Consider the following 26,169-nt stretch of genomic DNA (forward strand, 5'->3'; position numbering starts at 1 on the left):
TAAGGGGAGTGAGATGAACCTTAAAAAACTGAAAAACAAACTGTTCCGCCGCCCGGGTCAGCGTGCGGTGATTGCCGTGCCGTATATTTGGCTTTTGGTGCTGTTTCTGATTCCGTTCGCCATCGTGCTGAAAATTAGCTTTGCCGAACAAGAAATCGCCATTCCGCCGTTTACGCCGTTGACCAGCATCGATGAAGATTTAGGTCGTCTGAATATCGCCATCAGTTATCAAAACTATGCCGATATTTTCCAAAATTTCTGGAATACCCTGAACCCCTTCGGCGACGGTGAAAACAGCAATATCTATCTGATGACCTACTGGTCTTCAATCAAAACCGCATTGATGACGACAGTGATTTGCCTGTTGGTCGGTTATCCGACCGCCTATGCGATTTCTCGTGCCAATCCTTCTGTCCGTAATGGTTTGCTGCTTGCCATTATGCTGCCCTTTTGGACATCTTTCCTGTTGCGCGTCTATGCGTGGATGGGTCTGCTCGGACATAACGGCATCGTCAACAATATGTTGATTAAAATGGGTATTATCAGCGAGCCTTTGGATTTGTTCTACAATGCCTTTTCGCTCAATTTGGTGATGGTTTACGCCTATCTGCCGTTTATGATTCTGCCGCTTTACACGCAGCTGGTGAAACTGGACAGCCGCCTGCTCGAAGCAGCTTCCGATTTGGGTGCGGGACCGGTCAAGTCGTTCTTGATGATTACCCTGCCTTTGTCGAAAACCGGCATTATTGCAGGTTCGATGCTGGTTTTCGTTCCAGCAGTCGGTGAATTCGTGATTCCCGAGCTGGTCGGCGGTTCTGAAAACTTGATGATCGGTAAAGTCTTGTGGCAGGCATTCTTCGATCAAAACAACTGGCCGCTGGCTTCCGCCGTCGCCGTCGTGATGGTTGCGCTGCTGGTCGTGCCGATTGCGCTGTTCCAGCATTATGAAAACCGCGAATTGGAAGAAGGAGCCAAATAATGCAAAAATCCCGATTATCTTGGTTCCTGAAACTGATGTTGGCACTGTCGCTGGCGTTTCTGTATATCCCGCTGGTCGTTTTGGTTGTCTATTCGTTTAACGAATCCAAGCTCGTTACCGTTTGGGGCGGCTTTTCGACCAAGTGGTACGGCGCATTGCTGGAAAACGACACCATCTTGGAAGCTGCTTGGTTATCGCTGCGTATTGCCGTCGTGTCTTCGCTTGCCGCCGTGGTTTTGGGTACGCTGGCGGGCTATGCGATGGCGCGTATCAAACGTTTCCGCGGCAGTACCTTGTTTGCCGGTATGATTTCCGCACCTATGGTGATGCCCGACGTGATTACCGGTCTGTCTATGCTGCTCCTGATTATTCAGGTGCAGATGTTTCTGCAAGGTAGCGAATTGCTGCAATCGCTTTATTTTGATCGAGGCTTTTTCACTATTTTCTTAGGACATACCACGCTTTGCATGGCATACATTACCGTTGTCATCCGTTCGCGGCTGGTCGAGCTTGACCAGTCGCTCGAAGAAGCCGCAATGGATTTGGGCGCGCGTCCGCTGAAAATCTTTTTCGTGATTACCCTGCCGCTGATTGCGCCTGCGATTGCCTCCGGCTTCCTGCTCGGCATTACCCTGTCGCTGGACGACTTGGTGATTACCTCATTCCTCTCCGGTCCTGGTTCTTCTACATTGCCGCAGGTGATTTTCTCCAAGATCAAGTTGGGTCTCGATCCGCAGATGAACGTTTTGGCAACCATCCTGATCGGCATCATCGGAACATTGGTCATCATCGTCAATTATTGGATGATGAGGCAGGCGACTAGGCGTGACCGAGAAGCGGCAGAAGCCTACCGCCAGGAAAAACTGGCTGCTGAGAAAGCGCATTGACCGACAGGGCAGGCTGACCGCATTATCAGGTCAGCCTGTTTTCTTAAAGTAATTTCCCGTTCAGACGGCATGGTACGGCAAACCATATCATGCCGTCTGAAAATACACCTGATAAAGTAAACATAATGATTCGTCCTGATTTTCAAGAATATCTGCCTTCTTATTATTTTAGTTCGGTTAATCCTCATACTGTTTATCCGAAACTTCAATGCCGTCTGAAAATCGATACCTGTATCATCGGTGGCGGTTTGAGTGGTTTGTGCACTGCACTACCCTTGGCGGAGCAGGGACATGAAACGGTTGTGTTGGAAGCCGCTCGTATCGGCTTCGGCGCGTCCGGCAGGAGCGGCGGTCAGGTTATCAGCGACTACGCCTGCGGTATGGAGGAAATTGAAAAACAGGTCGGTTTGGAGCAGGCGCAATGGTTTTGGCAACAGTCTTTGCAGGCGGTCGAACTGGTGGACGAACGCGTCCGCAAACATGCCATCGATTGCGATTGGCAACGCGGTTATGCCACGGTTGCCGTTCGTCCGCAACATTGGGAAGAATTGCAACAATGGCATGAGCACGCCCAAAAATATTACGGTGCAACTCATTATCAACTTTGGGATAACACTGAACTGAAGCAGCAACTCGACAGCGATATGTACCAAGGCGCACAGTTCGATCCCTTGTCCGGACACCTTCATCCGCTCAATTACACTTTGGGCATCGCCCGCGCCGCTGCCGAAGCCGGCGCGCAGATTTTCGAGCAGTCCCCGATGACGCGCATCGAGCCGCATCAAAACAGTTGGCTGGTTTACACGCCCGAAGGCAGCGTCGAATGCAAAAATCTGGTGTACGCCGTCAATACTTATGCCGGTTTGAACCCGATATTCCAGCCTTTGGAACGCAAGGCGATTGCCGTTAGCACCTTTATTATTGCCACCGAACCCTTGGGTGCACGCGCAAAAGGGCTTATCCGTAACAATATGGCAGTATGCGACAACCGCCATATTTTGGACTATTACCGCCTCAGTGCGGACGGCAGGTTGCTTTTCGGCGGTAAAGACCATGAATTTATCGACGATCCTGCGCGTATGACCGAGCTTGTCCGCCAAGACATGCTTAAAGTTTTTCCGCAGCTTGCCGATGTTAGAATCGAATATTCGTGGGGCGGGGAGTGCGACATTACCGCCAACCTTGTCCCGCATTTCGGACGTTTGGCCGCAAATGTTTTTTATGCACAAGGTTATTCCGGACACGGGATGGCGATAACAGGCATTGCAGGTCTGGCGGTTGCCGAAGCAATTTTAGGGGACGAATGCCGTCTGAAGCCGTTTGAGCAGTTGCGCCAGCCGAATATTATCCTGCAACCGTTTTTGCGCAAACTCGGTTCTTTCCTCGGCTCGAAATATTATCAGTGGAAAGACAGCCGTTGAGTATTAGGGAACGGCAAATGCATAAAAATGCCGTCTGAAGCCTGCTTTCCAAGTTTCAGACGGCATTTTTTGAATGCCGTACGGTGTGTTTATTTTCCGCGCATCAGTTCAAAGAAATCATCATTGTTTTTAGAGGCTTTGATTTTTCCGATTAAAAATTCGGCTGCCTCGATTTCGTCCATCGGGTGCAGGAATTTGCGTAAGAGCCACATACGTTGTAACTGGTCGTTCGGCACAAGCAGCTCTTCGCGGCGCGTGCCGGATTTGTTGATGTTGATGGCGGGGAAGAGACGTTTTTCCGCCATACGGCGGTCAAGGTGCAATTCCATATTGCCGGTGCCTTTGAATTCTTCGTAAATCACATCGTCCATACGGCTGCCGGTTTCAACCAATGCTGTGGCGATGATGGTCAGCGAACCGCCTTCTTCCACGTTGCGCGCCGCACCGAAGAAACGTTTGGGGCGGTGCAGCGCGTTGGCATCGACACCGCCGGTCAGGATTTTGCCCGAGGTGGGGACGACGGTATTGTAGGCGCGGGCAAGGCGGGTAATCGAATCCAGTAGGATGACCACGTCTTTTTTGTGTTCCACCATACGCTTGGCTTTTTCAAGCACCATTTCGGCAACTTGGACGTGGCGTTGAGCCGGCTCGTCAAAGGTGGAGGAAACTACTTCGCCACGGACGGAGCGGCTCATTTCGGTAACTTCTTCGGGACGCTCGTCAATCAAGAGGACGATGAGCTCGACTTCAGGATAGTTTGCGGTAATGGCATGGGCAATATTTTGCAGCATCACGGTTTTACCGCTTTTGGGCGGGGCAACCAAGAGAGCGCGCTGACCTTTACCGATGGGCGAAATCAGGTCGATGGCGCGTCCGGTAAGGTTTTCTTCGGACTTTAAGTCGCGTTCCAGCTTCAACTGTTCGGTCGGAAACAGCGGGGTCAGGTTTTCAAACAGGATTTTATGGCGGCATACTTCCGGGTGGTCGCCGTTGATGGTATCAAGCCTGACTAGGGCAAAATAGCGTTCGTTGTCTTTGGGGACGCGGACGCTTCCTTCGATGGTGTCGCCCGTATGCAGGTTGAAGCGGCGGATTTGGGTGGGCGAGACATAGATGTCGTCGGGTCCGGCAAGATAGGAGGTGTCCGCGCTGCGGAGGAAGCCGAAACCGTCGGGCAGGATTTCAAGCGTGCCGGAGCAGGTGAAACCCTCGCCTTTTTTCATCATCTGGCGGACGATGGCAAATACGAGGTCTTGTTTGCGGAATCGGTTGGCGTTTTCGATGCCGTGTTCTTCCGCCAATTCTAAGAGTTTGGAAATGTGCAGGGTTTGTAATTCGGAGACGTGCATAATAATGATGTATTTTGAAGAGGAAAAAGACAGGCAGATGCCGTCTGAAAGAAGAAGCTGACCGTTGCCGGTTGCTCGGAGAAGGGGGAATTGTAGGCAGTCGGCGCGTGGGTGTCAAATATTATCGCGGACGGGGCATCGGCAGGAAATGCCGTCTGAACGGAGCTGCTTGGAAAAAAATACCCCCGCGCTTTTCAGGCTCGGGGGTATGGGCATTGATTATTTGTTCAATTCATTCGCCAAATACAGCCAAGTTTCGATGACGGTATCCGGGTTCAGGGAAATGCTTTCGATACCTTCCTCAACCAGCCATTTGGCAAAGTCCGGATGGTCGGACGGACCTTGACCGCAGATGCCGACATATTTGTTCTGCTTGCGGCAGGCGGAGATGGCAAGGTGCAGCATCACTTTGACGGCAGGGTTGCGTTCGTCAAACGATTCGGACACCAAGCCGCTGTCGCGGTCGAGACCGAGGGTCAGTTGGGTCATGTCGTTCGAGCCGATGGAGAAGCCGTCGAAGTATTGCAGGAATTGTTCCGCCAATACCGCGTTGCTCGGCAGCTCGCACATCATGATCAGGCGCAGACCGTTTTTGCCGCGTTCCAAACCGTTTTCTTTCAGGGCTTTGACAACGGCTTCGGCTTCGCCCAAGGTGCGGACGAACGGAATCATGATTTCAACGTTGGTCAAGCCCATTTCATCGCGGACGCGTTTTAATGCTTTGCATTCCAAGGCGAAACAGTCTTTGAAGCTCTCGGCGACATAACGCGCCGCACCACGGAAGCCCAACATCGGGTTTTCTTCATGCGGTTCGTAGATGCTGCCGCCGACCAGGTTGGCGTATTCGTTGGATTTGAAGTCGGACATACGGACGATGGTTTTACGCGGATAAACCGATGCGGCCAATGTCGCCACGCCTTCTGCGATTTTATCGACGTAGAAGTCGACAGGGGATGCATAGCCGGCGATGCGGCGGGTAATTTCCGCTTTCAATTCGTCATCTTGTTTGTCAAATTCCAACAAGGCTTTCGGGTGGATGCCGATTTGGCGGTTGATGATAAATTCCATACGCGCCAAGCCGATGCCTTCGCTGGGCAGGTTGGCGAAGCTGAATGCGAGTTCGGGATTGCCGACGTTCATCATGACTTTAACCGGTGCTTTGGGCATATTGTCTAAGGCAACATCGGTAATCTGTACGTCCAGCAGGCCGGAGTAGATGAAGCCGGTATCGCCTTCGGCACAGGATACGGTAACTTCTTGACCGTTTTTCAGCAATTCGGTTGCATTGCCGCAGCCGACAACGGCAGGAATGCCCAGTTCGCGCGCGATAATCGCCGCGTGGCAGGTGCGGCCGCCGCGGTTGGTAACGATGGCGGAAGCACGTTTCATCACGGGTTCCCAATCCGGATCGGTCATGTCGGTAACGAGTACGTCGCCGGCTTCGACGGAATCCATCTCGGAAGCATCTTTAATCAGACGTACTTTACCCTGTCCAACTTTTTGACCGATGGCACGGCCTTCGCATAATACGGTTTTATCGCCGTTGATGGCGAAGCGGCGCAGGTTGCGGCTGCCTTCTTCCTGGGATTTTACGGTTTCGGGACGGGCTTGCAGGATGTAGAGTTTGCCGTCTAAGCCGTCGCGTCCCCATTCGATATCCATCGGGCGGCCGTAGTGTTTTTCGATGGTCAGCGCGTAATGTGCCAACTCGGTGATTTCTTCGTCGGTAATGGAGAAGCGGTTGCGGTCTTCTTCGGGGACATCGACGTTGGTTACCGATTTGCCGGCTTCGGCTTTGTCGGTAAAAATCATTTTGATGTGTTTCGAACCCATGGTTTTACGCAGGATGGCGGGCTTGCCCGCTTTGAGCGTAGGTTTGAACACATAAAATTCGTCCGGGTTGACCGCGCCTTGTACGACGTTTTCGCCCAGACCGTAAGAGGAGGTAACAAAGACGACTTGATCGTAGCCGGATTCGGTGTCGAGGGTGAACATCACACCTGATGCGCCACTGTCGGAACGCACCATGCGTTGAACGCCGGCGGAAAGGGCGACGATGTCGTGTTCGAAGCCTTTGTGGACGCGGTAGGAAATGGCGCGGTCGTTGTACAGGGAGGCGAATACATGGCGCATCGCTTCTTTAACGTTTTCCAAGCCGTTGATGTTCAAGAAGGTTTCCTGTTGTCCGGCAAATGATGCGTCCGGCAGGTCTTCGGCGGTTGCGGAAGAGCGTACGGCAACGGAAATGTCCGCGCCGCCGGCATCGGCAACCATTTTGTTCCATGCCGCTTCGATTTCGGCATCGAGCTGTTCGGGGAAGGGCGTGTCCAAAATCCATTGGCGGATTTCTTTGCCGACGCGTGCCAGTTCGGCAACGTCTTCGACATCCAATTTTGCCAGTGCGACGGAAATGCGTTCGCTCAGACCGTTGTGTGCGAGGAATGCGCGGTAGGCATCGGCCGTGGTGGCAAAGCCGCCGGGGACGCGAACGCCTTTTTCGGTCAGCTGACTAATCATTTCACCCAGCGAGGCGTTTTTACCGCCCACGCGTTCAACATCTGTCATACGCAGGTTTTCAAACCAGATTACGTAGTTGTCGGCCATTTGTGTGTCCAATCCAAAATATGTTAAAAAAGAAACAAATCCGCGTGCTTATTTTAAGCGATTCGTTCCTCTGCTGTCATGTGTTTTATCCGTTTTAAAATCATGATGCCGTCTGAAAAATTGCGGTTTCGGCGTGTGTAGCGGTTTGAAACTTGCAGCCGGTACGTTTCTTTTTTTGGGTATTTTCTTTGTAAAACAGATGGTTTAAATAGGTTAATGTTTTTTCTGTTTGATTTTTTTGTTCATTTTTTAAAATTTTCTGCCAAAAAATACTTTATCTAGATAATTTTATTTTAAAATTATATTGTGCCTGTTTGGGTGTAATCCGAGGTAGGTGTGCTGCGGGTGCTTTCCTTGTGTCTGCCGCTGCTGTTATGATGGGGTTTTAAACCTGTGTTTTAAGGATGGAAGATGAGCAGTCCGCGCCATGTGTTTTACATTTCCGACCGTACCGGTCTGACTGCCGAGAATATCGGCGAGGCTTTGCTGAACCAGTTTGGCAATCTGTCGTTCAAACGCCATACGCACCCGTTTGTCGATACGCCGGAAAAGGCGCGCGCAGTGGTGGAGAAGGTCAATCGGAGCCGGCAGGAAAACGGTCAGCGTCCTATTGCGTTTGTCAGTGTGGTTGATGACGAAATCCGTGAAATCATCAAACAGGCAGACGCTTTCCACATCAATTTTTTTGAAACCTTCCTCGGGCTTTTGGAAAAGGAACTCAATACCGAGGCGGTTGCCGCCGAACAGGGGCATCACAGTATCGGTAATACGAAGCGTTATGATGCGCGTATGGAGGCGGTGAATTTCTCATTGAACCACGACGACGGGGTCAGCGATAAGAACCTTCAGGAAGCGGATGTAATCTTGATGGGTGTATCGCGTTCGGGCAAAACGCCGACCTGCCTGTATTTGGCGTTGCAATACGGCATTCGGGCAGCCAACTATCCGTTGATTCCCGATGATTTGGAATCCAGTGATTTGCCGCGTATGGTCAAACCTTACAAAGACAAGTTGTTCGGCCTCACCATTCAGCCCGAACGCCTGCAGGCCATCCGCCAAGAACGCCGCCCGAATTCAACTTATGCCAAAATCGATACATGCCGCAGCGAGGTGGCGGACGCGCAGAGTATGTTCAGACGGCATGGGATTCCGTTTGCGAATACGACGGATAAATCGGTGGAAGAGCTTGCTGTGCACATCCTTCAGGCGTGCAAGTTGAAGCGTAGGTTCTGATGTGGTGTCGAGGTTGTACCGAAATGTGGGAAATGCCGTCTGAAAGGTTTTCAGACGGCATTTTTATACCTGTTTTTTGTTAAGGCAGCCGATTAGTTCGATCGGTGTGGCGATGCGGTAGTCGGGTTGCCATGAGTCGGTATCGTCTTCATCTGAGATGTAGCCCCATTCGGCGAGGACGGTCGTCATACCGGAGTTGCGGCCTGCTTGGATGTCGCGTTCGGCATCGCCGATGTAGAGTGTGTGTTGCGGGTCGGCGTGGATTTGTCCGCACGCATACAGCATGGGTTTGACGCTGGGCTTGGGTTCGCCGCAGGTGTCGCCGCTGACGACGACGGCGGGTGGGGTGATGAAGCCGAGTTTGGGGACGAGTTTGTCGGTGAAGCGCATGGGTTTGTTGGTGATGATGCCCCATTTGATGCCGCGTTTTCCGAGTTCGGCGATGAGTTCGTTTACGCCGTCAAAGAGCTCGGTGTCTTGGGCGTAGCGGCTGTCGTATTCGTCAAGGTATTCGGTGCGCCATCGGGCATAGTCGGTGTGGTCGGGGGTGATGCCTGCGCCGAGTTTGATCAGTCCTGCCGCGCCGTGGCTGGCTTGGGTGCGGATTTCGTCCATGCTTTTTGCTGGCAGTCCGTGGCGGGCGAGCAGGGTGTTGAGTGCGCCGCCGAGGTCTAGGGCGGTGTCGGCGAGCGTGCCGTCGAGGTCGAACAATACGGCTTGTATCATGTGTTTTCCTTTGGTGGAGGCCGTCTGAAAGGTTTTCAGACGGCCTTGTTGGTTTAATGGCTGTGGCTGTGATGTGCTTCTGCATAGGGCGAACACAAAATCTCGTTTTTGTGCGGGTGGTGTTCGCTTTCGATTTGGATGGTGCAGTGTCCGATGTTTTTGTGGGACAACTCGTGTTCGATGCGGTAGGCGATTTGTTCGGATTCGGCAACGGTCATGCTGCCGTCCACGACGATGTGGCAGGATAGGACGTTGATATTGCTGGTAATCGTCCAGACGTGTAAGTCGTGGACGGATTTGACGCCGTCGGTGTTGCGGATGACGGCGAGCAGGTCGTCGGTGTGGATGTTTTCCGGTGCGCCTTCCATCAGGATGTGCAGCGTTTGTTTGAGCAGGCTCCAGCCGCTGCGTCCGACCAGCGCGGCAACGAACACGCTGGCGAGCGGATCCGCCCATTTCCAGCCGAACGCCATCATGAGTACGGCGGCGGCAATCGCGCCGATTGAGCCGAGAAGGTCGCTTAAAACGTGCAGATACGCGCCGCGCATGTTGACGTTGGCTTCTGTGTCGCTGTTTTTCAGCATATAAACCGCCACGCCGATGTTGACCAGCAGCCCGACGACGCTGATGACGAGCATCCCCAGCGTGGCGATTTCGGGCGGATAAAGCAGGCGTTTGACGGCTTCGTAGAAAATCAGCACGGCGATGACCACCAGCGACAAGCCGTTGAACATAGCGGTGAGGATTTCGAAACGTTTGTAGCCGAAGGTCTTTTGCAGCGTGGTTTCTTTTTCGCCGAGTTTGAACGCCCACAATGCCACGCCCAAGGAAAATGCGTCGCTGAACATATGCCCTGCGTCGGAAAGCAGCGCGAGCGAGTGGGTCAGCCAGCCGCCGACCGCCTCCAGCAGCATAAAGGCGGCGATGATGATGAACGACACGCGCAATACTTTTTTGTTGGCAGTATGCGTGTGGGCGTGTGCGTGATGATGGTGTTCGTGATGGTGAGTCGACATAACGTTCCTCAACAGAGGTCGTCTGAAAATCCGGATTCGGGGTTTTCAGACGACCTTTTTGCCTTGTTTCAAACCCTGCTCGAAATCTTCCAACATATCCAGCTCGAAGCGGCTGAAGCCGGCTTTTTCGCGCGCTTCGATGTTCACATAGCCGCGGAAGATAAACATATCGTAACGGGCAATCAGACTGCGGAACAGGGCGACAGGTTCCAAACCGCGTTCGCGGCAGAGGTGTTGATACCAATGGTTGCCGATAGCGACATGGCCCACTTCGTCGCGGTAAATGATGTCCAACACGCCGCAGGTTGCCGAATCGCCGCGCTGCTCCACCTTCGCGCGTATCCCCGGCGTAACGTCCAGCCCGCGCGCCTCCAACACGCGCGGTACCAACGCCATACGCAACAGCGGGTCGTAGGCGGTTTTGTACGCCATATCCCACAAATGGTTGTGCGCCTCGAAGTCGCCGTAATCGAAGCCGAAAGCGCGCAGCCGTTCGCGCATCAGGCGGAAATGGTACACCTCTTCCTTCGCCACCCGCACCCAGTCGCGTAAAAACTGAAACGGCAGCGTGCGGAAACGGTATGCCGCGTCCAAAGCCAGATTGATGGCGTTGAACTCAATATGTGCAATCGCGTGCAGCATCGCCGCATAACCTTCGGTCGTGTTCATCTTGCGCGGCGTCAGTTGCGACGGCGCGACCAAAACAGGCTTAGACGGCCGTCCCGCGTGGCGGAAGTCCAGCGGCGCGGCGTCTGCCTCAGCCCCGTCCATGTTCTGAACGGCGGCAAACGCTTCATCCGTCAGCCGTCCTTTTTCATCAGGGTCGTCTGAAAGCAGGGCAAGTTCGAGCAAGGCATAAATATCAGGTTTCATTCCAAGTCCGCCGTTTTTCGGAAAACAAATATTATAGCGTTTAAAAAAAACAATATAAGGAATATAATCTTTACAATTTGGCGTTGCGCGTTGGCGTTGCGCGTCAAAAACCATGAAATACCACAGTTTGAACAGTCGGCATACATTAAAGAATTGTGAAACCCGATTGTCTTTTCCGCAGGAAAAAATTCCGAATCTTCAAAAAATTAGCCCTTGGAAAACACTGTTTGCAAAATGTAAACCGCCCATAAGCGGCTTGCATTGTTATTTTGTAACATCGATACTGGGCGCCACATCCCTTCCAACAAGGAAAAATAATGATGAAACCGCACAACCTGTTCCAATTCCTCGCCGTTTGCTCCCTGACCGTCGCCGTCGCTTCCGCACAGGCGGGCGCGGTGGACGCGCTCAAGCAATTCAACAACGATGCCGACGGTATCAGCGGCAGCTTCACCCAAACCGTCCAAAGCAAAAAGAAAACCCAAACCGCGCACGGCACGTTCAAAATCCTGCGCCCGGGCCTCTTCAAATGGGAATACACTTCGCCCTACAAACAGACTATTGTCGGCGACGGTCAAACCGTTTGGCTCTACGATGTTGATTTGGCACAAGTGACCAAGTCGTCCCAAGACCAGGCCATAGGCGGCAGCCCCGCCGCCATCCTGTCGAACAAAACCGCCCTCGAAAGCAGCTACACGCTGAAAGAGGACGGTTCGTCCAACGGCATCGATTATGTGCTGGCAACGCCCAAACGCAACAACGCCGGCTACCAATACATCCGCATCGGCTTCAAAGGCGGCAACCTCGCCGCCATGCAGTTGAAAGACAGCTTCGGCAACCAAACCTCCATCAGTTTCGGCGGTTTGAATACCAATCCCCAACTCTCGCGCGGCGCGTTCAAGTTTACCCCGCCCAAAGGCGTGGACGTGTTGAGCAACTGATGCCGTCCGCCCCGATGCCGTCTGAAAGCCGCCGAGGCTTCAGACGGCATTTTTACGCAGGCGGAACAATGTCCCGCATTACCGCCCGATCGGGCACCGGAACGGCAAACCCGTGAAAATTAACGGTTGCGCCCCGGCTGTTTTTGCCGTTTAATGCAAACCTTGCTGCACCAAGGGCCAAGAAAGCCGACCGGCCGCCCCCACAGCTTCCGATGCAGGCGGCCCGGCCGTCCCTGCAATGTTTTTTATTTTTGAACGAAAGGTCGAAAACCATGAAAAAAACACTGGTGGCGGCGGCAATCCTGAGCCTCGCCTTGACTGCGTGCGGCGGCGGAAGCGATACCGCCGCCCAAACCCCCTCCGCCAAGCCCGAAGCCGGACAATCGGGCAAACTCAATATCTATAACTGGTCGGATTATGTCGATCCCGAAACCGTCGCCGCCTTTGAAAAAGAAACCGGCATCAAGACGCGTTCCGATTATTACGACAGCAACGAAACACTGGAGGCAAAAGTCCTGACCGGCAAATCCGGCTACGACCTGACCGCGCCGTCCATCGCCAACGTCGGCCGGCAAATCAAAGCGGGCGCGTATCAGAAAATCGACAAGGCGCAAATTCCCCATTACGGCAACATCGATAAAGATTTGCTGAAAATGATGGAAGCCGTCGATCCGGGCAACGAATACGCCGTCCCCTATTTCTGGGGCATCAACACCTTGGCAATCAACACGCGGCAGGTGCAAAAGGCATTGGGTACGGACAAGCTGCCCGAAAACGAATGGGATTTGGTGTTCAAACCCGAATACACCGCCAAACTCAAATCCTGCGGCATCAGCTATTTCGACAGCGCAATCGAACAGATTCCCTTGGCGTTGCACTATTTGGGCAAAGACCCCAACAGTGAGAATCCCGAAGACATCAAAGCCGCCGTCGATATGATGAAAGCCGTCCGGGGCGACGTGAAACGCTTCAGCTCTTCCGGCTATATCGACGATATGGCGGCGGGCAACCTGTGTGCCGCCATCGGTTACGGCGGCGATTTGAACATTGCCAAAACCCGTGCCGAAGAAGCCGCAAACGGCGTGGAAATCAAAGTATTGACCCCGAAAACCGGCGTGGGCGTGTGGGTGGATTCTTTTATGATTCCGCGTGACGCGCAAAACGTTGCCAACGCCCACCGCTATATCGACTACACGCTCCGGCCCGAGGTGGCGGCGAAAAACGGCAGCTTCGTTACCTACGCGCCCGCCAGCCGTCCCGCGCGTGATTTGATGGAAGCTAAATACACAAACGATCCATCGATTTTCCCGAACAAAGAACTGATGGAAAAAAGTTTCATCGTATCGCCCAAATCCGCAGAATCCGCCAAACTGGGCGTGAAGCTGTGGCAAGGTCTCAAAGCGGGCAAATAACCGGAATCCCTGCCGTCTGAAACCTTTCGGGCGGCAGGAAACGGCGCGTCCGTTATCAAACAGGGGGCGTTTCCCCGCCTGCCGGTTATGATTGGGTTAAGATTAAAATTATTTAGTAAAATGAGAAAGATATGGATTTAAGTATCGTTGTTCCTATTTATAATGTCGAGAGTTATTTGGAAGAGTGTCTAAATTCCATAGAACCTATATTAAGTAATGAAAATGTCGAACTTATCCTTGTGAATGACGGGTCAAAAGACGGAAGTGAAGATATATGTTATGAATATATAGATAAAATATCAAACAACAAACAACAAACAACAAACAACAAACAACAAACAACAAACAACAAACAACAAACAACAAACAACAAACACCGGATACCAAATATCAAATATATATATCAGGATAACCAAGGATTGTCGGAGGCGAGAAATACCGGAATAAAAAATTCAAACGGAAAATATATAGTCTTTATTGATTCGGATGATTTTATTAATTGTCAGGTCTTGCTGGATTTTCTTAGTAAAGATGATATTGATATGCCGGATGTGGTTTTTTTAAATGCAGTTAAATATGATAAGGGAAGTGTTTCATATTTTGGCGAAGATTATCAGCCTGAAAAAATACTCAATCAATCCAAAGTCGAAGTTTTGAAAGGATTATGCCGATTTAGAAAATTTCCGGGTTCGGCGTGGAATAAGATTATAAAAAGAGAATTGATTATTAAAGAAAAACTGTTTTTTGAAAAGGGAATTTATTCTGAAGATATCGAATGGTCAATGAGATTATTTAATGCTGCAACAACTTTTTCTTATTTGGACGGTTGTTATTACTATTATCGGCAGGGAAGAAAAGATTCTATTACGGGAACTGTTTCGGAAAAAAGTATAAAGTCATTATTATATATTTTGGAGAAAAATGCGGAAATGGAATTTAATAGGGATATATCAAGTTATCTTTATTCTTTTCTTTCCTACGAATATCTCGTTTTGCTTTTCATAATGACGAGTAAAAATATAGAGTGCGATGCTGGTATAAAAAGAAGGGCGTATCATTTAAGGTTTATGCTGTTAAAGTCTAATAAGTTGATATATAAGCTGATATTCCCGATAATCACATTATTCGGAGTCGATATTACAGGCAGGATTTTAAAAGCAATCAGGGGGAATGTTTAATAAATCCTTTAACAATATACATCTTACCGAAGGAGGAAAAATGAACGCAATCCGAACTTTCCAAAACCGCACGCCCGAAATCCACGAAACCTGTATGATAGACGAAGCCTGCGTCGTCATCGGCGAAGTGTCGCTTGCCGAAGATGTTTCCGTGTGGCCGTGCGCCGTGTTGCGCGGCGATGTGAACAGCATCACCGTCGGCGCGCGCAGCAATATACAGGACGGCAGCGTCCTGCACGTTTCCCACAAAACCGCCGCCAAACCCGAAGGATCGCCGCTGGTTATCGGCGAAGACGTTACCGTGGGGCACAAAGTGATGCTGCACGGCTGCCGAATCGGCAACCGCGTCTTGGTCGGTATGGGCAGCACCGTTTTGGACGATGCTGTGATTGAGGACGAAGTGATGATCGGCGCGGGCAGCCTCGTGCCTCCGCGCAAACGTTTGGAGGGCGGCTATCTTTATGTCGGTTCGCCGGTCAAACAGGTGCGCGTGCTGACCGATGAGGAAAAAGCCTTTTTGAAATATTCCGCCGCGCATTATGTGAAGCTGTCGAAACAGTACGGGATGTGAAATCACATCGGCGTTCCTACGTCAGCCCCAAATTCACGCGGACGAGATGCCCGATAACGGTATCCGATGCGCCTTGATTTTGACCGTCTGCGTTTGAGTTGCAGGCAAAAATGCCGTCTGAAGCCCTTTTTTCGGGTTTAGACGGCATTTTATTGCCGATTGTTTTTTAAAGTTTGACCGAATGTTCGCGCGTTTCGTGGAACACGATGTCCGGCCAGCGTTCTTGCGTCAGCCCTAAATTCATGCGGACGGGATGCCCGATAACGGTATCCGATGCGTCTTGATTTTGATCGGTGCATTTGAGTTGCAGGCAAAAATGCCGTCTGAAAGCCTTTTTTCGGGTTCAGACGGCATTTTATCGCCGATTGCTTTTTACAGTTTGACCGAATGTTCGCGTGTTTCGTGGAACACGATGTCCGGCCAGCGTTCTTGCGTGAGTCCCAAATTCACGCGGTTGGGGGCGAGGTAGGCGAGGTTGCCGCCCGCGTCGATGGCGAGGTTGCCTGCATTGGCTTTTTCAAATTCCGCCAGTTTTTTCTTGTCGTCGCACGATACCCAGCGCGCCGACCAGATGGATGCGCTGTCGAACACGGCTTCCACGCCGTATTCGTTGGCGAGGCGCGAGGTTACGACTTCAAACTGCAACACGCCGACCGCGCCCAAAATCAAATCCGCGCCGCTCATCGGTTTGAACACCTGCACCGCGCCTTCTTCGCCGAGCTGTTGCAAGCCTTTTTGCAGTTGTTTGATTTTCAGCGGGTTTTTGATGCGTACGCTGCGGAACAGTTCGGGCGCGAAGAAGGGGATGCCGGTAAACGCCAGTTGTTCGCCTTCGGAGAAGCTGTCGCCGATTTGGATGTTGCCGTGGTTCGGGATGCCGATGATGTCGCCTGCGTAGGCTTCTTCCACCAGCTCGCGGTCGTGCGACATGAATGTAACCACGCTGGAGGCGGCGATTTCGCGGTTGATACGCAGGTGTTTCATCTTCATGCCGCGCTCGAATTTGCCGGAGCAGACGCGTAAGAAGGCGATACGGTCGCGGTGTTTCGGGTCCATATTGGCTTGGATTTTAAAGATAAATCCGGAAAATTTCGGCTCGTCTGGCTCGACCATGCGCACGGTCGCGTCGCGCGGTTTCGGCGCAGGCGCCCAGTTAATCAATGAATTGAGGATTTCCTGAATACCGAAGTTGTTAATCGCCGAACCGAAGAACACGGGCGTGAGTTCGCCGGCGAGAAATTCGTCGAGATTGAACTCGTTGGAAGCCGCCTGCACCAATTCGATTTCGTCGCGCAGCTGCTGGATTTCCAGCGGAAAGCGTTGTTCCAGTTCGGGATTGTCGATCCCTTTGATGATGTCGAACTCGTGCGGCAGACGTTCGCCGCCCGCTTCAAAGAGATAGATTTCATCGTTCAGGATGTGGTACACGCCTTTGAAGTTTTTGCCCATGCCGATTGGCCAGGTGACGGGCGCGCAGCGGATTTGCAGGATGTTTTCCACTTCGTCCAGCAATTCCAGAGAATCGCGCACTTCGCGGTCGTATTTGTTCATAAACGTAACAATCGGCGTATCGCGCAGGCGGCAGACGTTTAAGAGCTTGATGGTTTGTGCTTCCACGCCTTTTGCCGCGTCGATGACCATCAAGGCACTATCGACGGCGGTCAAAACGCGGTAGGTGTCTTCGGAGAAGTCTTGGTGTCCCGGCGTGTCCAAGAGGTTGACGGTGTGGTCTTTATAGTCGAACTGCATCACGCTTGATGCCACGGAAATGCCGCGCTGCTTCTCGATGTCCATCCAGTCGGAGGTGGCGAATTTGCCGGTTTTCTTGCCTTTTACCGTACCCGCGCTTTGAATCGCACCTGAAAACAGCAAGAGTTTTTCAGTCAACGTGGTTTTACCTGCGTCAGGGTGGGAGATGATGGCAAACGTGCGGCGGCGGCGCACTTGGTCGAGGATTTCTTGGGACATGGTTTTCTTTGCAAAAAGGTTCAGGCCGCTTTTCAGACGGCCCGGACAGTGTTTGAGACGGCGAAATTGTACAAAAAAATGCCTGATAATTCAATGTTGGAGGCGGTCAGTGCGTGCTGCCGTAAATCTCTTTTTCGTCTTTCAGGACGGCATCGGCGGTTTCCCACGCGCTGCCGCGCCAGACTTTGTAAAAGCAGCTTTCTCGCCCGGTGTGGCAGGCGATGCCGCCGTTTTGGGCGATGAGCATCACAATGGCGTCGCCGTCGCAGTCGAGGCGCAGTTCGCGGACTTTTTGCGTGTGTCCCGACTCTTCGCCCTTCATCCATTGTTTTTGGCGCGAACGGCTGTAATAGTGGGCAAAGCCGGTTTCGACGGTTTTTTGCAGGGCTTCGGCGTTCATCCACGCCACCATTAAAACACGTTTGGTTTCGGCATCTTGGGCGATGGCGCAAACCAAACCTTTTTCGTCAAATTTGACGGCTTCAAGCAGGTTTTTATCCATATTTCCTTTCAGACGGCATAGTCGGGGCGGTCAGAGGCGCACTTCGATGCCGGCTTCGCGCATAGCGCGTTTGGCTTCGCGGATGGCGATTTCCCCGAAATGGAAAATGCCGGCGGCAAGTACGGCATCGGCTTTGCCTTCGGTTATGCCTTCAATCAGGTGCCGGACATTGCCGACCCCGCCGGAGGCGATGACGGGAATGTCGACGGCTTCGGCAACGGCGCGGGTCAGCGGCAGGTTGAAACCCTGTTTCGTACCGTCCCTGTCCATACCGGTGAGCAGGATTTCGCCCGCGCCGCGTTTTTGCATTTCGACCGCCCATTCCACCGCATCCAAACCGGTCGGATTGCGCCCGCCGTGGGTAAAGATTTCCCAGCGTGTGTTTTCGGGGTTGGCGGCTTTGGCATCGACGGCGGCGACGATGGCTTGCGAACCGAAAAATCCGGCGGCTTCGTTAATTAAATCGGGACGGGTAACGGCGGCGGTGTTGATGCTGACTTTGTCCGCGCCGGCATTGAGCAGGCGGCGGATGTCGGCAACGGTGCGTACGCCGCCGCCGACGGTCAGCGGGATGAAGACTTGTCCGGCAACCTCTTCGATGATGTGCAGGATGGTGTCGCGGTTGTCGGATGAGGCGGTGATGTCGAGGAAGGTCAATTCGTCCGCGCCTTCGCCGTTGTAGCGTTTGGCGGCTTCGACGGGGTCGCCCGCGTCGCGCAAACCGATGAAGTTCACGCCTTTGACGACGCGTCCGTCTTTTACGTCGAGACAGGGGATGATGCGTTTTGCCAGTGCCATAATCGGATGCCTTTAGTCGAGGGAATCTGCCAGTTGCTGCGCTTGGGCAAAATCGATGCTGCCCTCGTAAATCGCGCGGCCGGTAATCGCGCCTGCTACGCCACGTTTTTCGGCGGCACACAGGGCGCGGATGTCGTCCAAACCGGTCAGTCCGCCGGAGGCGATGACGGGAATGCGGACGGCTTGGGCGAGTTTGACCGTCGCGTCGATGTTCACGCCGCTCATCATACCGTCGCGCCCGATGTCGGTGTAGATGATGCTGTTGACACCGTCGTCTTCAAAGCGTTTTGCCAAATCAATTACATGATGCCCGGTTACGGTTGCCCAGCCGTCGATGGCGGCCATACCGTCTTTGGCATCCAGCCCGACGATAATCCTGCCGGGGAAGGCTTTGCACGCCTCGCGCACGAAGTCGGGGTTTTTGACTGCCGTCGTGCCGATAATCACGTCGTTTAAGCCCAAATCCAAATATTGTCCGATGGTTTTCAAATCGCGTATGCCGCCGCCGAGCTGTACGGGGATGTCTTTGGCGACGGCGGAGAGGATGTCTTTGATGGCGGGCAGGTTTTGCGGAACGCCGGCAAACGCGCCGTTCAAATCTACCAGATGCAGGCGGCGCGCGCCTTGTTCGAACCAGTGCAGCGCGGTTTCGGCGGGCGAATCGGAAAAGACGGTCGCCTCTTCCATCAGTCCTTGTTTCAGGCGGACGCAGCGTCCTTCTTTCAAATCGATGGCGGGTATCAGCAGCATAATTTTTCTCCTTGTGCGGGGCCGTATCCGGCTTACCAGTTTAAAAAGTTTTTCAACATCGCCAGCCCGGCATCGTGGCTTTTTTCGGTGTGAAATTGCGTGGCGAATACGTTGTCTTTGCCGACGATGCAGGCAAACGGGGACGGGTAGTCGCTTTCGCCCAATATGGTTTCGGGATTTTCGGGGGCGAAATAGTAGCTGTGGACGAAGTAAAAACGCGTGTCTTGGGGAATATCTTTAAACAGCGGGTGGTTTTGGGTTTGGCGCACGGTGTTCCAGCCCATATGCGGGACTTTCAGACGGCATCCCTGCGGGTCGAGGAGGTCGCGCTCAAAGCGTCTGACTTTGCCGCCGAACCAGCCCAAGCCGTCGGTGTTTCCTTCTTCGCTGTGGTCGAATAAAAGTTGCGCGCCGACGCAAATTCCGAAAAAGGGTTTGTTTTTTAAGGCATCTTTTACTGCCTCGTCCAAGCCGCCGCGCGTCAGTGCCGCCATACAGTCGGGCATCGCGCCCTGACCGGGAAAAATGACTTTGTCGGCGCGGGACACGCGGTCGGGGTCGCCGCTTAAAAAGATTTCGGTATTTTTTCCGGCAAGCTGCCCCGCCGTCCGGACGGATTTCAATACGGAATGCAGGTTGCCCATACCGTAATCGATAATGGCGGTTTGCATGGCTTCCTCCTCTTTTTTTGCAATATGGCTGCGATTTTAACAAACAAATGTGCCGGGCTGATAAAAATGCCGTCTGAAAACGGGAATCTGTCTTCAGACGGCATAGGGTTCAAACCCGGAAAGCCGTTTGTCAGCCTTCCATTTGTTTTGCCTGAACGGCAGTCAGGGCAATGGTGAACACGATGTCTTCCACCAGCGCGCCGCGCGACAGGTCGTTGACCGGTTTGCGCAGGCCTTGCAGCAGCGGGCCGACGCTTAAGACGTTGGCACTGCGTTGGACGGCTTTATAGGTGCAGTTGCCGGTGTTCAGGTCGGGGAAGACCAAAACGGTTGCCTGTCCTGCGACCGGGCTGCCCGGGGCTTTCGATTTGCCCACGCCCGGTACGGTTGCCGCATCATATTGCAGCGGGCCGTCGATGGTGAGGTCGGGGCGTTTTTCCTGGGCAAGTTTGGTTGCTTCGATGACGGTATCGACATCGGGACCGCTACCGGAGTTGACCGTAGAGTAGGAAATCATGGCCACTTTCGGGTCGATGCCGAAGGCTTTTGCGGAATCGGCAGACTGGATGGCGATGTCGGCAAGCTGTTGCGCAGTCGGGTTCGGATTAACCGCGCAGTCGCCGAACACCAGAACCTGATTCGGCAGCAGCATAAAGAATACGCTGGATACGAGGCTTGCACCCGGTGCGGTTTTAATCAGTTGCAAAGCGGGGCGGATGGTGTTGGCGGTGGTGTGAACCGCGCCGGATACCAAGCCGTCCACATCGTTTTGCGCCATCATCATCGTACCGAGTACCACGGTGTCTTGCAGTTGTTTGCGCGCGTCTTCGGGTGTCAGGCCTTTGGATTTGCGCAGTTCGCACATCGGCTCGACGTATTGTTCGACCAATGAGGCGGGATCGACGATTTCCAAAGAGTCCGGCAGGTTGATGCCGCGTTCTTTGGCAACGGCTTCAACTTCTTCGCGTTTGGCAAGCAGGACGCAGCGGGCAATGCCTTTTTCGTGACAGATGGCGGCGGCTTGGACGGTACGCGGCTCGGCACCTTCCGGCAGGACGATGCGTTTGTCGGCTTTGCGTGCGAAGTCAATCAGGTTGTAGCGGAATTGGGCGGGCGAAAGGCGTTTGGTTTGTCGGTTTGCCAATACGGATACGTCTTTCAGCGCGCTGCTTGAGCCGAAGAACGTCAAACCGGTTTTTTCGGCAGCCGCTTCGGCAACGGAGGCTGCCGCGCCGTCGACAATAAAACCTTCCAATACGCCCGGCGCAGTGGCAAAGAACTGTTTGGCAAGGTTCAGCCGGTGTGCCAGTTCGTCTGCATCGGCGTTGTCGGAACGGACGGCAAATACGGCGGCGGCATCCAAAGAGAGCGCCAGTTCGACGTTTTTGCCTGCAAGGTAGATTTTGTCGGCATCGGGTGCGATGCCTTCGATAATGAGGTTGTCGGCATCGAGTGCGGCAACTTTACCGACCGTCGCGTCAAACCAGTCGTCGCTTTTGCCTTGCGCCAACAGGGCTTCTGCTTGTGCGTCAAAGGCTTGGAAAATTTGTGCGTTCAAGGCTTTTGCAAATGATCGGGCGGCGGCGGATGTGTCAAGTCCGGCAGATACGGGTACGATGAGTACTTTTGCCATGATATATCCTTTCGTATGCTGCGGTGTGCGGCATGTATGTTGGAAGTGTTGTGATTTGAGGGGAAATGTCGGGATAGGCTATTTCCCGTCCGGTTTGCGGAAACAGGTATTTTCTGTTTTTGGGCGGCAGTCGGTCTTACGCTGCCGCGTGTTTCTATATTAACAAATAAATTATGTTTTCAACAAGATGAATATCGCCAGACATTGGCACGCCTTTCAGACGGCATGGTGTTTCCAAACTTACGGGGCAGGTTGTTCCGGGAAAAACAGTGCTTCTGAATTCAAGTAGATGCGTGTCTGTGTGCCGTCTGAAAAATCGGGTGCGTAGGGGGTGTTAAGCGTCAGGATGGTTTGCTCGATTTTCAGGCGGATTTGGATGTGGCGTGCTTTGGGTATGGCGTTGAGGATGGTGGCGGATAATTCGGCAGCATGGGTGTTCGGGCAGTTGAAGCTGAATTGTTCCGGACGGATGAGCAGTGTGCCGCGCGTGCCTGCGGGTAAGGTGTTTCCGACGGGGAGCCTGCCTAATTCGGAGTCTGCCGTACCGTCGGCGTTGAGTGTGGCGGGCAGGGAGATACCTTCGCCGATAAACAGGGCTGTTTCAAGGTCGGCAGGTTGTCGGTACAGTTCGTGGGGGGCTGCAGTTTGGAGAATGCGCCCCTGTTTCATGACGGCAATCCGGTCGGCGTATTGCAGGGCTTCTTCCCGGTCGTGGCTGACGAAAACGGCAGATTTGCCGTTGGCGCGCAGGGCGGCAATCATGTCTTCGCGAATCTGGCGGCGTAACTGTTCGTCCAGTGCGCTGAAGGGTTCGTCCAGCAGGATGAGTTCGGGATCGGGGGCGAGGGCGCGGGCGAGGGCGACACGTTGTTGCTGTCCGCCTGAAAGTTCGTGCGGATGACGGTTTGAGAGTTCGGAAATGCCGGTCAGAGCCATCATGGCTTCGATGCGTTGCCGCTCCTGCGCCGTCTTGCCTTTGCCGTTGCCCAGTCCGTAGGCGATGTTGCGGTAAACGGTCAGGTGGGGGAACAGTACGCCTTCTTGTACGACGTAACCCAAACGGCGTTCGCGGACGGGAAGGTTGGTATTTTCTGAATAGATTGTTCTTCCGTAAAGCGAGATTTCTCCGGAATCGGGCTGTTCAAAACCGGCAAGGCAGCGCAGCAGCGTGGTTTTGCCGCAACCTGATGCACCGATGACGAAGAGGATTTCCCCTTTGCCGAGTGTGAGCGAGATATTTTGCAGAACGGCATGGTTCTGGAAGTTTTTGGTCAGTTGGCGGATTTGGAGTGCGGGCGCGGTCATAGTCGGTCTTTCGCAGCAGTGTTATTTGAAGGCGTATTTTTTCAGTAGGAATACGGGCAGGCCTGAAAACAGTACCAGCATAAGGGCATACGGGGTGGCGGCGGCATATTGTGCGTCTGACGTGTATTCCCAAACGGCGGTGGAGAGCGTGTGGACATCATCTGCGGTCAGCAGCAGGGTGGCGGTCAGCTCTTTCATCAGGTTGAGGAAGACGAGTGCGAATGCGGCGGTAATGCCGGGCAGGATGGACGGCAGCACCAACGTCCTGAAAATAAAGAAGTGTCCGCGCCCCAATGTTGCGCCGACCTGTTCCATGCCTTTGGGGAATTGTTCCAAGGAAGTCCTCAGGGTGGTTTGCGCCATCGGCAGGTAAAGCATGAAATAGGCAAGGACGACGACGATAAAGGTTTGGTAAACGGATGGTGCATAGTTGATGCTGAAATAAATCAGCGACAAGGCGATCACCAGGCCGGGTACGGCGTGCAGCAGGAAGGGCAGCCTGTCTATCCATACGGTTATCAGGTTGCGGTAGCGTACGGATGCCCAAACGAGCGGCAGTGCACACAATATGGTCAATAATGCGCCGGCGGCGGATACGCCCATCGATCGGGCAAATGCATCGAATACGGATACGAGTTCAAATGTGCCGGACGAGCCGACCATCATCCAGCGGATAAGGATGCCGAATGGGATGACGATGCTTAAAACCAGCAGCGAGCCAAGAAAAAATACTGTGCAGATTTGCGCAGGCAGCTTCATCGTTTTGACTGGGTAGGGGCGGGCAACGCCTTTACCGCTGTGATAGAGCTTGGTTTTTCCACGGAAAATGCTTTCTCCAAATACGACGATGCCGCACACTGCCATTAAAACGGCGGACAGCAGCGCGGCGGTGTTATTGTCGAACGACATTTCGTATTCTTGGAAAATGGCGGTGGTAAAGGTCGGATAGTTGAGTATCGATACTGCACCGAATTCAATCAGCATGTGCAACGCAATCAGCAGGATGCTGCTGCCGATGGCAGGTTTGAGTTGGGGAAGTATGGCGGAAAAGAAAGTTTGCAGGCGGCTTTTACCCAAGGAAAGGCTGACTTCTTCAAACGACAGGCTGATGCGTTTGAGGGCCGCCTCGACCGGTAGGTAGGCGAGGGGAAAAGACGACAGGCTCATAATCATAACGGTTCCCCAAAATCCCTCCACGCGGAAAGTCAGGCTGATCCATGTAAAGCAGCTGACAAATGCAGGTATGCATAAGGGCAGAGTAATTGCCGTCTGAAAAAAGGTTTTGCCGAAAAAGCGGTAACGTTGGAACAGGACGGCGCAGGTAATGCCCAAAACGATAGAAATCAGGGTAACGCCGAACATCAGCATCAGGGTGTTTCCCAGCAAATCAAACATGCGTGGGCGGAACAGCAGTTCGTAGGCGCGTGTTGCACCAACCTGCCACGAACGCATGGCGACATAAAGGAAAGGAAGGGTCAGCGGCAAGGCGATAAGCAGGATGAGGGCGGTCAGCCATGAGGGTATTTTGTTGCGGGACATAAATCGGATTCGGATAGAAAACGGTCGGACAGCAGGGTTGTCCGACCGTTTGAACGGAAAAAGTTTATTTCAAACCTGCCTGTTCGAGGAGGCGGGTGGCATTTTCTTTGTCGGCAATGGTGGTTGCAGATACTTCAGGTGCTTCCAATTTGGCATAAGGTTCCATATTGAACGGGGAAGACACGCCGGCGTGCAGCGGATATTCTGCGCGGACGGAAGTCAAGACCTGCTGTCCTTGTTTGCCTGCGAGGAAGGCGACGAATTTTTGTGCTTCGGCTTTGTTCGGGGAAGATTTCAGCACAGCCGCGCCGGAATAGGTAACGAGTGCGCCGGGGTCTTTGTGGCGGACGAAGTTCAGGCGGGAATGGATGTTGTTCACGCCTTTTTCTTTGGCAAACGCATACCAGTAGTAGTTGTTGATGAGGGCGGCCGGCACTTCGCCGTTTTCGACGGCTTGGAGCGCGACAGTGTTTTTAGCATACAGTTTGCCGTTTTCTTTTAAGCCTTTGAGCCATTTCAGGGCGGCTGCTTCGCCTTTCAGTTTGACGATGGCGACAACCTGTTCCAAGAACGCGCCTGAAGTCGGCACATAACCGATACGGTCTTTCCATTTCGGCGTGGCGTAATTCAGGACGGATTTTTCCAAATCTTTTTCAGACAGTTTGCGGGTGTCGTAAACGACGACGCGCGAACGGCCGCTCAATGCTACCCAGTCTTTTTTGGCGGCAACCGGCACGCCTTTGCGGCGTGTGTCGTTAATCGTTTTTGCGGGGAGGGTTTCTAAGAGATTGGCTGCGGAAAGCGTAACCAGCGGGGGGATTTGTTCGGAATAGAATACGTCGGCGGGGCTTCGGCTGCCTTCTTCTTTGATTTGGCCGGCAAGCTGGTCGCTTTTGCCGCTGTTAATTTTTACTTTGATGCCGGTGGCTTGGGTAAAGGCATCGGCAAGTGCCTGCGTGGCTTCTTTGTGTTGGCCGTTGTACACGGTAATGTCTGCCAACGCGGGGGCGGCGGCGGTCAGGGCTGCGGCAAGCAGTGCGTATCGGATAGATGTTTTCATATCGATTTTCTCCTAATGAATGAGGGTGTATATCTTGTTAAGACATAACGGGGTGTAGTGTATTCCTTCTTTTTTATAAATGCAAATAATTATTTTTTTAAATTTGTTGTTGTCCGATCCGGTTATGGTTTGTTATGACTTGTATTTTTTCCGTGCATCGCGCCCGTAAGGCGGAAGCGGCGAGTAATGCGTGTCGGAATGTGGGTAAAGGCGGCATTTTGATTTGTCGGAATGCTTGAGAACATCTCCCTTTAAAACGCCGTCTGAACAGGGTTGCCGGAATAGTATTGCCATCCCAGCAGATACAGTTTGTCGGGGTCTTGCCAATATTGTTCATCCAGACTGTTCAGCAGTGAGGCGGTTTTGTTGTCGAGATGTTTTGTTATATCCCACATTTCTTTCAGGTTTTTACCTTCCGATTGGAGGTGGCGGATTTCTTTGTCCAATGTGTCTGCCGCCCGATGGATCAGCATTGCGCTGTGTACCGCGCCGATTTTTTTCAGAACGGAACAAGTCTTTTCGGCGGCGGGAAAACCCCAGTTGCAGACAAATTGCAGTATGCCGCCGTTGCCGATGTCGGCTTCCGCCCGCCAAATCAAAACCAGCTCCTGTTCCCGTCCGTCCATGCTTTCGAGTTTGCCGTCATGCTGTTCAAAAAGTTTGTCCACCGCCTGCCACATCATCTGCTCGAAGCGGTCGGCTTGGGTATCCGTATCGGTCATCGTGTTCTTGCCTTTTAAAAATGCCGTCTGA

General features: G+C 52.9%; 24 protein-coding genes and 1 pseudogene. 8 read left to right on the forward strand and 17 right to left on the reverse strand.

The features are described 5' to 3' along the window. The first annotated feature begins 13 nt into the window (after positions 1–13). The 3 genes from RDY34_RS06305 (at position 14) to RDY34_RS06315 (ending at position 3,287) form a co-directional block, all read left to right on the forward strand. A complete protein-coding gene (locus RDY34_RS06305) occupies positions 14–979 on the forward strand; it encodes an ABC transporter permease subunit (protein ID WP_304670606.1) in 966 nt (321 codons plus the stop codon). Continuing rightward, positions 979–1,866 (forward strand): ABC transporter permease subunit, encoded by an 888-nt coding sequence (locus tag RDY34_RS06310; RefSeq protein ID WP_304670607.1) that lies wholly within the window; start codon positions 979–981, stop codon positions 1,864–1,866. The genes RDY34_RS06305 and RDY34_RS06310 overlap by 1 nt, the downstream gene beginning before the upstream one ends. Before the next feature lie 125 nt (positions 1,867–1,991). Then, the gene (locus tag RDY34_RS06315) at positions 1,992–3,287 is read left to right on the forward strand and encodes an NAD(P)/FAD-dependent oxidoreductase (RefSeq protein WP_308074416.1); all 1,296 of its coding nucleotides are present in this window, start codon (positions 1,992–1,994) and stop codon (positions 3,285–3,287) included. Positions 3,288–3,376: 89 nt separating this feature from the next. Here RDY34_RS06315 and rho read toward each other — a convergent pair whose 3' ends face one another. Together rho and ppsA are read right to left on the reverse strand one after the other, a co-directional pair. Next, the gene (gene rho / locus RDY34_RS06320; RefSeq protein WP_003753988.1) at positions 3,377–4,636 is read right to left on the reverse strand and encodes a transcription termination factor Rho; all 1,260 of its coding nucleotides are present in this window, start codon (positions 4,634–4,636) and stop codon (positions 3,377–3,379) included. A gap of 219 nt (positions 4,637–4,855) precedes the next feature. Then, a complete protein-coding gene (ppsA, locus tag RDY34_RS06325) occupies positions 4,856–7,240 on the reverse strand; it encodes a phosphoenolpyruvate synthase (RefSeq protein WP_308073460.1) in 2,385 nt (794 codons plus the stop codon). A 411-nt stretch (positions 7,241–7,651) separates the two neighbouring features. Between ppsA and ppsR the strand changes: the two genes are divergently transcribed. After that, entirely contained in the window at positions 7,652–8,473 is an 822-nt protein-coding gene (ppsR, locus tag RDY34_RS06330) for a posphoenolpyruvate synthetase regulatory kinase/phosphorylase PpsR (RefSeq protein WP_308073458.1), read from the forward strand. A gap of 63 nt (positions 8,474–8,536) precedes the next feature. Here ppsR and RDY34_RS06335 read toward each other — a convergent pair whose 3' ends face one another. From RDY34_RS06335 to RDY34_RS06345, 3 genes are read right to left on the reverse strand one after another with little or no spacing between them, the layout of a single operon-like run. Next, complete coding sequence (locus tag RDY34_RS06335; protein WP_308073457.1) at positions 8,537–9,199, reverse strand: HAD family hydrolase; 663 nt, start codon at positions 9,197–9,199, stop codon at positions 8,537–8,539. Between the two features lie 53 nt (positions 9,200–9,252). Then, positions 9,253–10,215 (reverse strand): cation diffusion facilitator family transporter, encoded by a 963-nt coding sequence (locus RDY34_RS06340; protein ID WP_308073455.1) that lies wholly within the window; start codon positions 10,213–10,215, stop codon positions 9,253–9,255. Positions 10,216–10,260: 45 nt separating this feature from the next. Then, positions 10,261–11,088 (reverse strand): ferritin-like domain-containing protein, encoded by an 828-nt coding sequence (locus RDY34_RS06345; RefSeq protein ID WP_308074362.1) that lies wholly within the window; start codon positions 11,086–11,088, stop codon positions 10,261–10,263. 317 nt (positions 11,089–11,405) lie between these two features. On the opposite strand from RDY34_RS06345, the gene lolA reads away from it, so the two are divergent. From lolA to RDY34_RS06365, 4 genes are all read left to right on the forward strand, one after another. Beyond that, a complete protein-coding gene (gene lolA / locus RDY34_RS06350) occupies positions 11,406–12,029 on the forward strand; it encodes an outer membrane lipoprotein periplasmic chaperone LolA (RefSeq protein ID WP_002232177.1) in 624 nt (207 codons plus the stop codon). A gap of 272 nt (positions 12,030–12,301) precedes the next feature. Further along, complete coding sequence (locus RDY34_RS06355) at positions 12,302–13,441, forward strand: polyamine ABC transporter substrate-binding protein (protein ID WP_096107862.1); 1,140 nt, start codon at positions 12,302–12,304, stop codon at positions 13,439–13,441. A gap of 131 nt (positions 13,442–13,572) precedes the next feature. Further along, positions 13,573–14,619, forward strand: a complete 1,047-nt coding sequence (locus RDY34_RS06360) for a glycosyltransferase (protein ID WP_308184492.1) — start codon at positions 13,573–13,575, stop codon at positions 14,617–14,619. Between the two features lie 40 nt (positions 14,620–14,659). After that, a complete protein-coding gene (locus tag RDY34_RS06365; RefSeq protein ID WP_308074752.1) occupies positions 14,660–15,190 on the forward strand; it encodes a gamma carbonic anhydrase family protein in 531 nt (176 codons plus the stop codon). 16 nt (positions 15,191–15,206) lie between these two features. Here RDY34_RS06365 and RDY34_RS06370 read toward each other — a convergent pair whose 3' ends face one another. The 12 genes and pseudogenes from RDY34_RS06370 to RDY34_RS06420 form a co-directional block, all read right to left on the reverse strand. Beyond that, entirely contained in the window at positions 15,207–15,338 is a 132-nt protein-coding gene (locus RDY34_RS06370) for a hypothetical protein (RefSeq protein WP_025462082.1), read from the reverse strand. An 18-nt stretch (positions 15,339–15,356) separates the two neighbouring features. Beyond that, positions 15,357–15,443: pseudogene (locus RDY34_RS10700) on the reverse strand (peptide chain release factor); the annotation flags it as partial. 119 nt (positions 15,444–15,562) lie between these two features. Further along, positions 15,563–17,158: a peptide chain release factor 3 gene (locus RDY34_RS06375; RefSeq protein WP_308074751.1), complete on the reverse strand. Its 1,596-nt coding sequence runs from the start codon at positions 17,156–17,158 to the stop codon at positions 15,563–15,565. Positions 17,159–17,264: 106 nt separating this feature from the next. Beyond that, positions 17,265–17,660 (reverse strand): phosphoribosyl-AMP cyclohydrolase, encoded by a 396-nt coding sequence (hisI, locus tag RDY34_RS06380; RefSeq protein ID WP_002214257.1) that lies wholly within the window; start codon positions 17,658–17,660, stop codon positions 17,265–17,267. Between the two features lie 30 nt (positions 17,661–17,690). Beyond that, positions 17,691–18,458, reverse strand: a complete 768-nt coding sequence (gene hisF, locus RDY34_RS06385; protein WP_014575228.1) for an imidazole glycerol phosphate synthase subunit HisF — start codon at positions 18,456–18,458, stop codon at positions 17,691–17,693. A 12-nt stretch (positions 18,459–18,470) separates the two neighbouring features. Continuing rightward, positions 18,471–19,208, reverse strand: a complete 738-nt coding sequence (gene hisA / locus RDY34_RS06390) for a 1-(5-phosphoribosyl)-5-[(5-phosphoribosylamino)methylideneamino]imidazole-4-carboxamide isomerase (protein WP_025457401.1) — start codon at positions 19,206–19,208, stop codon at positions 18,471–18,473. Positions 19,209–19,240: 32 nt separating this feature from the next. Continuing rightward, positions 19,241–19,879, reverse strand: coding sequence for an imidazole glycerol phosphate synthase subunit HisH (gene hisH / locus RDY34_RS06395; protein WP_308074750.1), 639 nt, complete (start codon positions 19,877–19,879; stop codon positions 19,241–19,243). A 130-nt stretch (positions 19,880–20,009) separates the two neighbouring features. Continuing rightward, positions 20,010–21,512 (reverse strand): phosphate acetyltransferase, encoded by a 1,503-nt coding sequence (gene pta, locus RDY34_RS06400; protein WP_308074749.1) that lies wholly within the window; start codon positions 21,510–21,512, stop codon positions 20,010–20,012. Positions 21,513–21,752: 240 nt separating this feature from the next. Further along, entirely contained in the window at positions 21,753–22,817 is a 1,065-nt protein-coding gene (locus RDY34_RS06405; protein WP_003754017.1) for an ABC transporter ATP-binding protein, read from the reverse strand. Between the two features lie 21 nt (positions 22,818–22,838). Then, positions 22,839–24,356, reverse strand: coding sequence for an ABC transporter permease (locus RDY34_RS06410; RefSeq protein WP_308074748.1), 1,518 nt, complete (start codon positions 24,354–24,356; stop codon positions 22,839–22,841). 64 nt (positions 24,357–24,420) lie between these two features. Next, entirely contained in the window at positions 24,421–25,416 is a 996-nt protein-coding gene (locus tag RDY34_RS06415) for an iron ABC transporter substrate-binding protein (protein ID WP_003754021.1), read from the reverse strand. 251 nt (positions 25,417–25,667) lie between these two features. After that, positions 25,668–26,138, reverse strand: coding sequence for a DMP19 family protein (locus RDY34_RS06420; protein WP_025457394.1), 471 nt, complete (start codon positions 26,136–26,138; stop codon positions 25,668–25,670). Positions 26,139–26,169: the final 31 nt, after the last annotated feature.

Source organism: Neisseria polysaccharea (assembly GCF_963392925.1).
Taxonomy (GTDB): Bacteria; Pseudomonadota; Gammaproteobacteria; order Burkholderiales; family Neisseriaceae; genus Neisseria; species Neisseria polysaccharea.

Coding starts and splice junctions, on each gene's coding strand:
- RDY34_RS06305 (WP_304670606.1), top strand. CDS start 14: ATGAACCTTAAAAAACTGAAAAACAAACTGTTCCGCCGCCCGGGTCAG.
- RDY34_RS06310 (WP_304670607.1), top strand. CDS start 979: ATGCAAAAATCCCGATTATCTTGGTTCCTGAAACTGATGTTGGCACTG.
- RDY34_RS06315 (WP_308074416.1), top strand. CDS start 1,992: ATGATTCGTCCTGATTTTCAAGAATATCTGCCTTCTTATTATTTTAGT.
- rho (WP_003753988.1), bottom strand. CDS start 4,636: ATGCACGTCTCCGAATTACAAACCCTGCACATTTCCAAACTCTTAGAA.
- ppsA (WP_308073460.1), bottom strand. CDS start 7,240: ATGGCCGACAACTACGTAATCTGGTTTGAAAACCTGCGTATGACAGAT.
- ppsR (WP_308073458.1), top strand. CDS start 7,652: ATGAGCAGTCCGCGCCATGTGTTTTACATTTCCGACCGTACCGGTCTG.
- RDY34_RS06335 (WP_308073457.1), bottom strand. CDS start 9,199: ATGATACAAGCCGTATTGTTCGACCTCGACGGCACGCTCGCCGACACC.
- RDY34_RS06340 (WP_308073455.1), bottom strand. CDS start 10,215: ATGTCGACTCACCATCACGAACACCATCATCACGCACACGCCCACACG.
- RDY34_RS06345 (WP_308074362.1), bottom strand. CDS start 11,088: ATGAAACCTGATATTTATGCCTTGCTCGAACTTGCCCTGCTTTCAGAC.
- lolA (WP_002232177.1), top strand. CDS start 11,406: ATGATGAAACCGCACAACCTGTTCCAATTCCTCGCCGTTTGCTCCCTG.
- RDY34_RS06355 (WP_096107862.1), top strand. CDS start 12,302: ATGAAAAAAACACTGGTGGCGGCGGCAATCCTGAGCCTCGCCTTGACT.
- RDY34_RS06360 (WP_308184492.1), top strand. CDS start 13,573: ATGGATTTAAGTATCGTTGTTCCTATTTATAATGTCGAGAGTTATTTG.
- RDY34_RS06365 (WP_308074752.1), top strand. CDS start 14,660: ATGAACGCAATCCGAACTTTCCAAAACCGCACGCCCGAAATCCACGAA.
- RDY34_RS06370 (WP_025462082.1), bottom strand. CDS start 15,338: ATGCCGTCTAAACCCGAAAAAAGGGCTTCAGACGGCATTTTTGCCTGC.
- RDY34_RS06375 (WP_308074751.1), bottom strand. CDS start 17,158: ATGTCCCAAGAAATCCTCGACCAAGTGCGCCGCCGCCGCACGTTTGCC.
- hisI (WP_002214257.1), bottom strand. CDS start 17,660: ATGGATAAAAACCTGCTTGAAGCCGTCAAATTTGACGAAAAAGGTTTG.
- hisF (WP_014575228.1), bottom strand. CDS start 18,458: ATGGCACTGGCAAAACGCATCATCCCCTGTCTCGACGTAAAAGACGGA.
- hisA (WP_025457401.1), bottom strand. CDS start 19,208: ATGCTGCTGATACCCGCCATCGATTTGAAAGAAGGACGCTGCGTCCGC.
- hisH (WP_308074750.1), bottom strand. CDS start 19,879: ATGCAAACCGCCATTATCGATTACGGTATGGGCAACCTGCATTCCGTA.
- pta (WP_308074749.1), bottom strand. CDS start 21,512: ATGGCAAAAGTACTCATCGTACCCGTATCTGCCGGACTTGACACATCC.
- RDY34_RS06405 (WP_003754017.1), bottom strand. CDS start 22,817: ATGACCGCGCCCGCACTCCAAATCCGCCAACTGACCAAAAACTTCCAG.
- RDY34_RS06410 (WP_308074748.1), bottom strand. CDS start 24,356: ATGTCCCGCAACAAAATACCCTCATGGCTGACCGCCCTCATCCTGCTT.
- RDY34_RS06415 (WP_003754021.1), bottom strand. CDS start 25,416: ATGAAAACATCTATCCGATACGCACTGCTTGCCGCAGCCCTGACCGCC.
- RDY34_RS06420 (WP_025457394.1), bottom strand. CDS start 26,138: ATGACCGATACGGATACCCAAGCCGACCGCTTCGAGCAGATGATGTGG.